The organism is Microbacterium sp., assembly GCF_031178525.1.
Lineage (GTDB): Bacteria > Actinomycetota > Actinomycetes > Actinomycetales > Microbacteriaceae > Microbacterium.
In genome coordinates, this window is sequence record NZ_JAPSJA010000131.1 from 1 (window position 1) to 7,117 (window position 7,117).

Annotated in this window: 6 protein-coding genes; 2 read left to right on the top strand and 4 right to left on the bottom strand. The window is 70.3% G+C overall.

Features of this window, described 5'->3' with window-relative positions; genetic code table 11:
• The coding region (locus RIF89_RS09290) for a fumarylacetoacetate hydrolase family protein (protein WP_309068837.1) at positions 1 to 773 on the top strand (773 nt) is incomplete at its 5' end.
• 13 nt (positions 774 to 786) lie between these two features.
• Here the strand turns inward: RIF89_RS09290 and RIF89_RS09295 are convergent.
• From RIF89_RS09295 to RIF89_RS09310, 4 genes are read right to left on the bottom strand one after another with little or no spacing between them, the layout of a single operon-like run.
• The gene (locus tag RIF89_RS09295) at positions 787 to 2,241 is read right to left on the bottom strand and encodes an aspartate ammonia-lyase (RefSeq protein WP_309068838.1); all 1,455 of its coding nucleotides are present in this window, start codon (positions 2,239 to 2,241) and stop codon (positions 787 to 789) included.
• Positions 2,242 to 2,301: 60 nt separating this feature from the next.
• Positions 2,302 to 3,222 carry a metallophosphoesterase gene (locus RIF89_RS09300; protein WP_309068839.1) on the bottom strand — a complete coding sequence of 307 codons (921 nt, stop codon included), beginning with the start codon at positions 3,220 to 3,222 and terminating at the stop codon, positions 2,302 to 2,304.
• 29 nt (positions 3,223 to 3,251) lie between these two features.
• Positions 3,252 to 3,578, bottom strand: coding sequence for a peptidase (locus RIF89_RS09305; RefSeq protein WP_309068840.1), 327 nt, complete (start codon positions 3,576 to 3,578; stop codon positions 3,252 to 3,254).
• A complete protein-coding gene (locus RIF89_RS09310; protein WP_309068841.1) occupies positions 3,575 to 4,846 on the bottom strand; it encodes an anion permease in 1,272 nt (423 codons plus the stop codon). Before RIF89_RS09310 ends, RIF89_RS09305 begins: the two co-directional genes overlap by 4 nt.
• A gap of 175 nt (positions 4,847 to 5,021) precedes the next feature.
• On the opposite strand from RIF89_RS09310, the gene RIF89_RS09315 reads away from it, so the two are divergent.
• On the top strand, positions 5,022 to 7,117 hold a 2,096-nt coding region (locus RIF89_RS09315; RefSeq protein WP_309068842.1), incomplete at its 3' end, for a S9 family peptidase.

Genomic DNA, 7,117 nt, shown 5'->3' on the forward strand with positions numbered 1-7,117 from the left:
ACGGTCCGCGCACGATCGAGCAGCTCATCGCGGGCGGCGACGCGCTGCAGGCGGCGGTGCGCGACGCCGCGGCAGGCTGGACCGGTGAGCGCACCGCGATCGCGGAGACCACCTTCGCGCCGGCGATTCTGACCCCGCCGTCGATCATGGCCGTCGGGCTGAACTACTCGGCGCACGCGGGCGAGCTCAACCTGAAGACCGACGACACGCCGACGGTGTTCACGCTCTGGCCCAACTCCATCGCGCCGCACGAGGGCACCACAGCCTGGTCGCGCTCCCTCAGCGAGGCCGTCGACTACGAGGCCGAGCTGGGCGTGATCATCGGCAGGCCCGCGCGCGACGTCAGCGAGGAGGACGCCCTCGACTACGTGTTCGGGTACACGGTCGTGAACGACATCACGGCGCGCAACGTGCAGTACTCCGAGGCGCAGTGGAGCCGCGCGAAGTCGTTCGACGGCTTCACTCCGGTGGGACCGTACATCGTGACGGCCGACGAGGTGCCCGACCCGCAGGACCTGCACATCTGGACCGTGCTCGACGGCCACACGATGCAGGACTCCACGACCGGCGCCATGGTGCGTTCGGTCGCCAAGCTGATCGCTCATCTGTCGCACGGCATCACGCTGCTGCCGGGCACGCTGATCTCGACCGGCAGCCCCGGCGGATCCGGTTACTCCCGCACGCCGCAGGTGCTGATGCGCGACCGCTCCACGGTCACGGTCGGGATCGACGGCATCGGCGAGCTCACGACGCACTGCCGCGTGATCGACTGACGCGCACCGGACCTCACGTGGTCGGCAGGTCCTCCGGCGAGATGATGGGCAGCGCCGCGGTGATCGCCTCGATGCCGGAGAGGCGAGCGGGCGAGAGCTGCTTGTCCACCTCGGCGCGATCCATCAGCCCGGCCTCGACCACGAGGTCCGCCACGTTGCGGTTCGTCAGCAGCGCGGTCTTCGCGAGCGCCGCTGCCGCCGCGTAGCCGATGAACGGCGTCAGCGCGGTGACCACGCCGACGGAGGAGCCCACCATCGCGCCCAGCCGCTCCCGGTTCGCCGTGATGCCGTCGACGCAGTTGACGCGCAGCGTCCGCATGCCCTGCCGCATCCACGTGATCGACTGCAGGATCGAGTGCGCGATCACCGGCTCGAACGCGTTCAGCTGCAGCTGACCGGCCTCGGCGGCCATCGTGACCGTCATGTCCGCGCCCACCACGGAGAACGCGACCTGGTTCACGACCTCGGGGATCACGGGGTTGACCTTGCCCGGCATGATGCTCGAGCCCGCCTGGCGCGGGGGCAGGTTGATCTCCCCCAGCCCGGCCTGCGGGCCGGAGGACAGCAGGCGCAGGTCGTTGCAGATCTTCGACAGCTTCATCGCGTTTCGCTTGAGCGAGGAGGAGAACGACATGAACGCGCCCGTGTCGCTCGTCGCCTCCACGAGGTCTGTCGCGGTCGTGAGCGGCAGGCCCGAGATCTCGACGAGGTGGCGGCGCACAGCCTCGGAGTAGCCGTGCGGGGCCGTCACGCCCGTGCCGATCGCCGTGGCGCCGAGGTTGATCTCGGTCAGCAGCGACGAGTTCTCGGCGAGGCGCTCGTGATCCTCGCCGAGCGTGGTGGCGAAACCGTGGAACTCCTGGCCGAGCGTCATCGGCACGGCATCCTGCAGCTGGGTGCGCCCGACCTTCAGCACGTCGTGGAACTCGCGTGCCTTCGCGAGGAACGCCCGGCGGAGCAGGTCGATCTCCTCGAGCAGCGAGACGTGCACGAGCGAGATGCCGATCTTGATCGCGGTCGGGTAGACGTCGTTGGTCGACTGGCTGCGGTTGGTGTGGTCGATCGGCGAGAGGTAGGCGTAGTCGCCCTTCTCGCGGCCGGCGAGCTCGAGTGCGATGTTGGTGATGACCTCGTTCGCGTTCATGTTCGTCGAGGTCCCGGCGCCGCCCTGGATCACGCCGACGATGAACTGGTCGTGGAACTCGCCGTCGATCACGCGCTGCGCTGCGCGGTCGATCAGGTCGGCCTTGACCGGGTCGAGGACGCCGATGTCGCGGTTCGCCCGTGCGGCGGCCTGCTTGGTCATCGCGAGGGCGACGACGAGCTCGGCGTACACCGAGATCGGTCGCTTCGAGATGTCGAAGTTCTCGAGCGCGCGCGCCGTGTGGATGCCCCAATACACGTCACGGGGGATCTCGAGGGATCCCAGCGAGTCGGTCTCGATGCGGGTGGTCGAGTCGTCAGCCATCGTTCTCCTTGTGGGTGTGGCGGCCTGGCCCCTCATCGTCGAGAGGCCATCGATACGAGCCTAGGCTCGCGGCGGTTTGCGCGAGAACGCCTCCAGACGCTGCGCGGGCGTTAGCTGCGCCATCCGCGCGTACCACTCGGGTGAGAAGAACGCCGCGGGGTCCTCCTGGTCCACGGGCACGACCGTGTGCGTTATCGTGTGCTCGTAGACGTGCACGAGGTGGAAGGACTGCCCCGCGTCCATCCCGTTCACGCGCTGCGGTGGCCGCGCGACATCCATCGTGTAGCAGGATGCCGCCGCGACGCTGACCGGGACGCCCGCGAACGTGCCGCTCATCGAGTAGTGCAGGTGCCCCGCGAGGATCGCGCGCACGTCCGTGCCCACGAGCACCTCGGCGAGCGCGGCGTGGTCCTGCAGCTCGAGGATCTCGAACAGCGGCACGTGGCTCGGCAGCGGCGGATGATGCAGCGCGAGGATCGTGCCGAGCGGCGCGGGCGTGGACAGCACGCCGCGCAGCCACTCCTGCTGCGCGGCGTCGATCGCTCCGTGATGCCATCCCGGCACCGAGCTGTCCAGCGCGATCAGGCGGAGGCCGCCGAGATCCCACACGCCGGTGACGGGCGTCTCGTCGGCCGGCAGCCCGAGCAGGTCGCGCCGCATCTCCGGCCGCTCGTCGTGGTTGCCGGCGACCCAGACGATCGGGGCTCCCATGCGTGCCGCGACGGGCTCCACCAGCTCCCGCAGGCGCACATAGGCCTCGGGTTCGCCCAGCTCGGTCAGATCGCCCGTGAAGACGAGCGCGTCGGGCCTCACCGTGCCGTCGGCGGCAAGCTGCTCCAGCCGCTCGAGCGTGCGCGCCAGGTTCGCCTCGGTGTCGTAGCGCCCTCCCAGCGGCGCGTTGCGCGCGAGCAGGTGGGTGTCGCTGAGGTGGACGATCGTCCGCTGGGCGGGAGCGTGCTGGCCGAACTGCATGGGCGTCATCGTAGGCGGGGCGGATGACACGGCGGGGTTCAGCCGAGCACGATCAGCAGGATGCCCGCCACCACGGCGAGCCCGCACACGACGAAGCATGCATAGGCCGCGATGACCGACAGCCGCTTCTGCCCCTCGCTCAGGGGGTTCTTCGCCGCCGCCTTGGCCGCGGCCTTCTCCGCCTTCGCCAGGCGCTTCGGCGACAGCACCGTGATCGCGTCCGTGAACGACGCCGGCGCCACGACGGGCACGCGGCCGCTGCGGGCGAGCAGACGCAGGCCGAGGGCGTAGAAGCCGACGACGACCACCGCCGCGATCAGCGCGGCCGCGAAGACGAGCAGGAAGGCGCTCCAGTCGATGGTCACTTGTCGTCTCCCCCGGTCGCGGCCTGGCGCTTGGCCTCCGCCTTGCGCCGCGCCTTCTCGGACATCACGCGGCGCTGCCGCGGGGTGGGCGGCGGATTCTCATCGACCTTCACGGCGAGACCCGACTCGGCGACCTCGCTCATCGCGTTGCCCGCGTGCACCTCGTCGCGGCGCGAACGCCGGAACAGGAACAGGATGATCGCCACCGCGATCACGGCATCGATCACGACGCCCAGCACGCCGAGCCCGAGGGACTGCGACCACACGACGAGCAGAGCGGCGAGCGCGCCCACGGCGCCGGCCGCGGGAAGCGTCAGCAGCCAGCCGACGAAGATGCGGCCGACGGTGCGCCAGCGCACCTCGGAGCCGCGGCGACCGAGGCCCGACCCGATCACCGAGCCCGAGGCGACCTGGGTCGTGGACAGCGCGAAGCCGAGGTGGCTGGACGCGAGGATGGTGGCCGCCGTGGAGGTCTCGGCCGAGAACCCCTGAGCCGGCTTGACGTCGGTGAGGCCCCTGCCGAGCGTGCGGATGATGCGCCAGCCGCCGACGTACGTGCCGAGCGCGATCGCAGCGGCCGCCGAGAAGATGACCCAGAGCTGAGGCTCGTGGTGCTCGGACGACTGCCAGCCGACGGCGATCAGCGCGAGCGTGATGACGCCCATCGTCTTCTGCGCGTCGTTCGTGCCGTGCGCGAGCGCCACGAGGGACGACGTGAAGATCTGTCCCCAGCGGAAGCCGTCGCGCCCGTCGGGCTTGCCGTCATAGCGGCGCGTGACCACGTACGCGATCTTGGTCACGACGTAGGCGATGATGCCGGCGGTGAGCGGGGCGAGAAGGGCGGGCAGCACGACCTTCGACACCACGACCCCGAAGTCGATGCCCTGTGCGCCGATGCCGACGAGCGTCGCGCCGATCAGGCCGCCGAACAGGGCGTGCGACGAACTCGACGGCAGCCCGAGCAGCCACGTCAGCATGTTCCAGGTGATGGCGCCGATCAGGCCGGCGAACACCAGGGAGGGGAACACCGTCCCGGCGATCTGGTCCTCGCGGATCATGCCGCCGGAGATCGTCTTGGCGACCTCGGTCGACAGGAACGCGCCGACGAGGTTCAGGATCGCGGCCAGCGCGACGGCGGTCTTCGGCTTCAGCGCGCCCGTCGCGATGGGCGTCGCCATCGCGTTCGCGGTGTCGTGGAAGCCGTTGGTGAAGTCGAAGAAGAGCGCGAGCGCGATGACGAGCGCGACGACGAGGGCTGCGGTTTCCACCGTCCGCCTTCCGGGTGCGGGGATCCGATGGATCCGGCATGCGCGAACGAAGAGTTCGCCGGGTGTTCAGGATCTGGCAACCAGACAGTCATCGATCCTCGCACCGGCGGGCGGAGCGGTCAAACCACGGCCACCCGTGCGCGCCGGGCCCGTGTCCGCCGGATAGCGTTGTCGGATGACCGCGCACGCGTCCCAGCCGACCGAACGCCCCGAATCCGCGCCCCGTCCCGAACGGCGCCCCGTCACCCGAACTCATCACGGAGACACGTTCGAGGACCCGTACGAGTGGCTGCGGGAGAAGGAGTCACCCGAGGTGATCGCTCACCTCGAGGCCGAGAACGCGCATGCCGACGCAGCGCTCGCTCACCTCGAGCCGCTGCGCGAGCGGATCTTCGAGGAGATCAGGGGCCGCGTGCGCGAGACCGATCTGAGTCTTCCCAGCCGTCGCGACGGCTGGTGGTACTACGGCCGGACAATCGCGGGCAAGCAGTACAGCGTGCAGTGCCGCGCGCCGCTCGCGGGCCCCGACGACTGGACGCCCCCGGTCCTGAGCCCCGAGGTCGAGGTGCCGGGCGAGCAGGTGCTGCTCGACTCCAACGCCGAGGCGGAAGGCCACGAGTTCTTCTCCCTCGGCTCGTTCGACGTGTCGAAGGACGGCACCCGCATGCTCTGGGCCGTCGACATCGCGGGTGACGAGCGCTACACGATCCGCATCAAGGACCTCGCGACCGGCGAGCTCCTCCCCGACGTGATCGAGGGGACGTCCTCGGGCGCGCACTTCCTGCCGTCCGGCACGCACATCCTCTACACGACGGTCGACGACGCCTGGCGCCCCGACCGCGCCTGGCTGCACGCCGTGGGCGAGTCGGGCCGCGAGGGCGACCGCGAGATCTACCGCGATGAGGACGAGCGGTTCTGGGTCGGCGCCGGCGTCACGCGCAGCGACCGGTTCGTCGTCGTCGAGTCGGGATCCAGCATCACGAGCGAGGTCGCGCTGCTCGACGCGGCGACGCTCGCGAGCGATCCGGATGCCGTGCCGCAGGTGGTGTGGCCGCGCCGCGAGGGCGTGGAGTACGGCGTGGATCACGCGGTGATCGACGGCGAGGACTGGCTCTACATCCTGCACAACGACGACGCGCTCGACTTCGCGCTGGTGCGCGCCCGCGTGGGGGCGCCGGATGTCGTCGAGACGGTCCTCCCGCACGAGCCGGGCCGCCGCCTGCTCGACGTCGACTGCTTCCGCGACTTCGCGGTCGTGGAGTACCGCCGCGAGGGTCTGCCGCGCGTCGCGCTGCTCGACTACCGCACCCACGCCCTGACGGAGATCGAGTTCGACGAGCCGCTGTTCGCCGCGGGACTGGGCGGCAACCCCGAGTGGGCGCCGCCCGTGATCCGTCTCGGCTACGGCTCGTTCACGACGCCTGGCTCGGTGTTCGAGTACGTGCTCGAGTCGAAGGAGCTGATCCTGCGGCGTCAGGTCGAGGTGCTCGGCGGCTACGACCCCGAGCAGTACGGTCAGGCGCGCCTGTGGGCGCCCGCGCAGGACGGCACGCGCATCCCGGTCTCGCTCGTCTGGAAGCGCTCGTTCGGCGAGCCGGGTGAGGCGATCCGGCCCGTGCACCTGTACGGCTACGGATCGTACGAGCACTCGATCGATCCGGCGTTCTCGGTCGCGCGCCTGTCGGAGCTCGACAGGGGCGTCGTCTTCGCCGTGGCGCACGTGCGCGGCGGCGGAGAGCTGGGACGCCAGTGGTACGAGGACGGGAAGCTGCAGGCGAAGCGCAACACGTTCACCGACTTCGTCGACGTCGCGCGCCACCTCGTGTCCGAGGGCTACACCGCCCCGGACCGCCTCGTCGCCGAGGGCGGATCGGCCGGCGGCCTGCTGATGGGCGCGGTCGCCAACCTCGCCCCCGAGCTGTTCGCCGGGATCCTGGCGGACGTGCCGTTCGTCGACGCTCTCACGACGATCCTCGATCCGTCCCTGCCTCTGACGGTGATCGAATGGGACGAGTGGGGCGACCCGCTGCACGATGCCGACGTATACGCGTACATGAAGTCGTACACGCCGTACGAGAACGTGCGCGACGACGTGACGTACCCGCGGATCCTGGCGATGACCTCGCTCAACGACACGCGCGTGCTCTACGTGGAGCCGGCCAAGTGGGTCGCGCGCCTGCGCGACGTGGGTGCGGACGCGCTGTTCAAGTGCGAGATGGTCGCGGGGCACGGCGGCGTGAGCGGCCGCTACAACTCCTGGCGCGAGCGGGC

Coding starts and splice junctions, on each gene's coding strand:
- RIF89_RS09300 (WP_309068839.1), bottom strand. CDS start 3,222: ATGACGCCCATGCAGTTCGGCCAGCACGCTCCCGCCCAGCGGACGATC.
- RIF89_RS09295 (WP_309068838.1), bottom strand. CDS start 2,241: ATGGCTGACGACTCGACCACCCGCATCGAGACCGACTCGCTGGGATCC.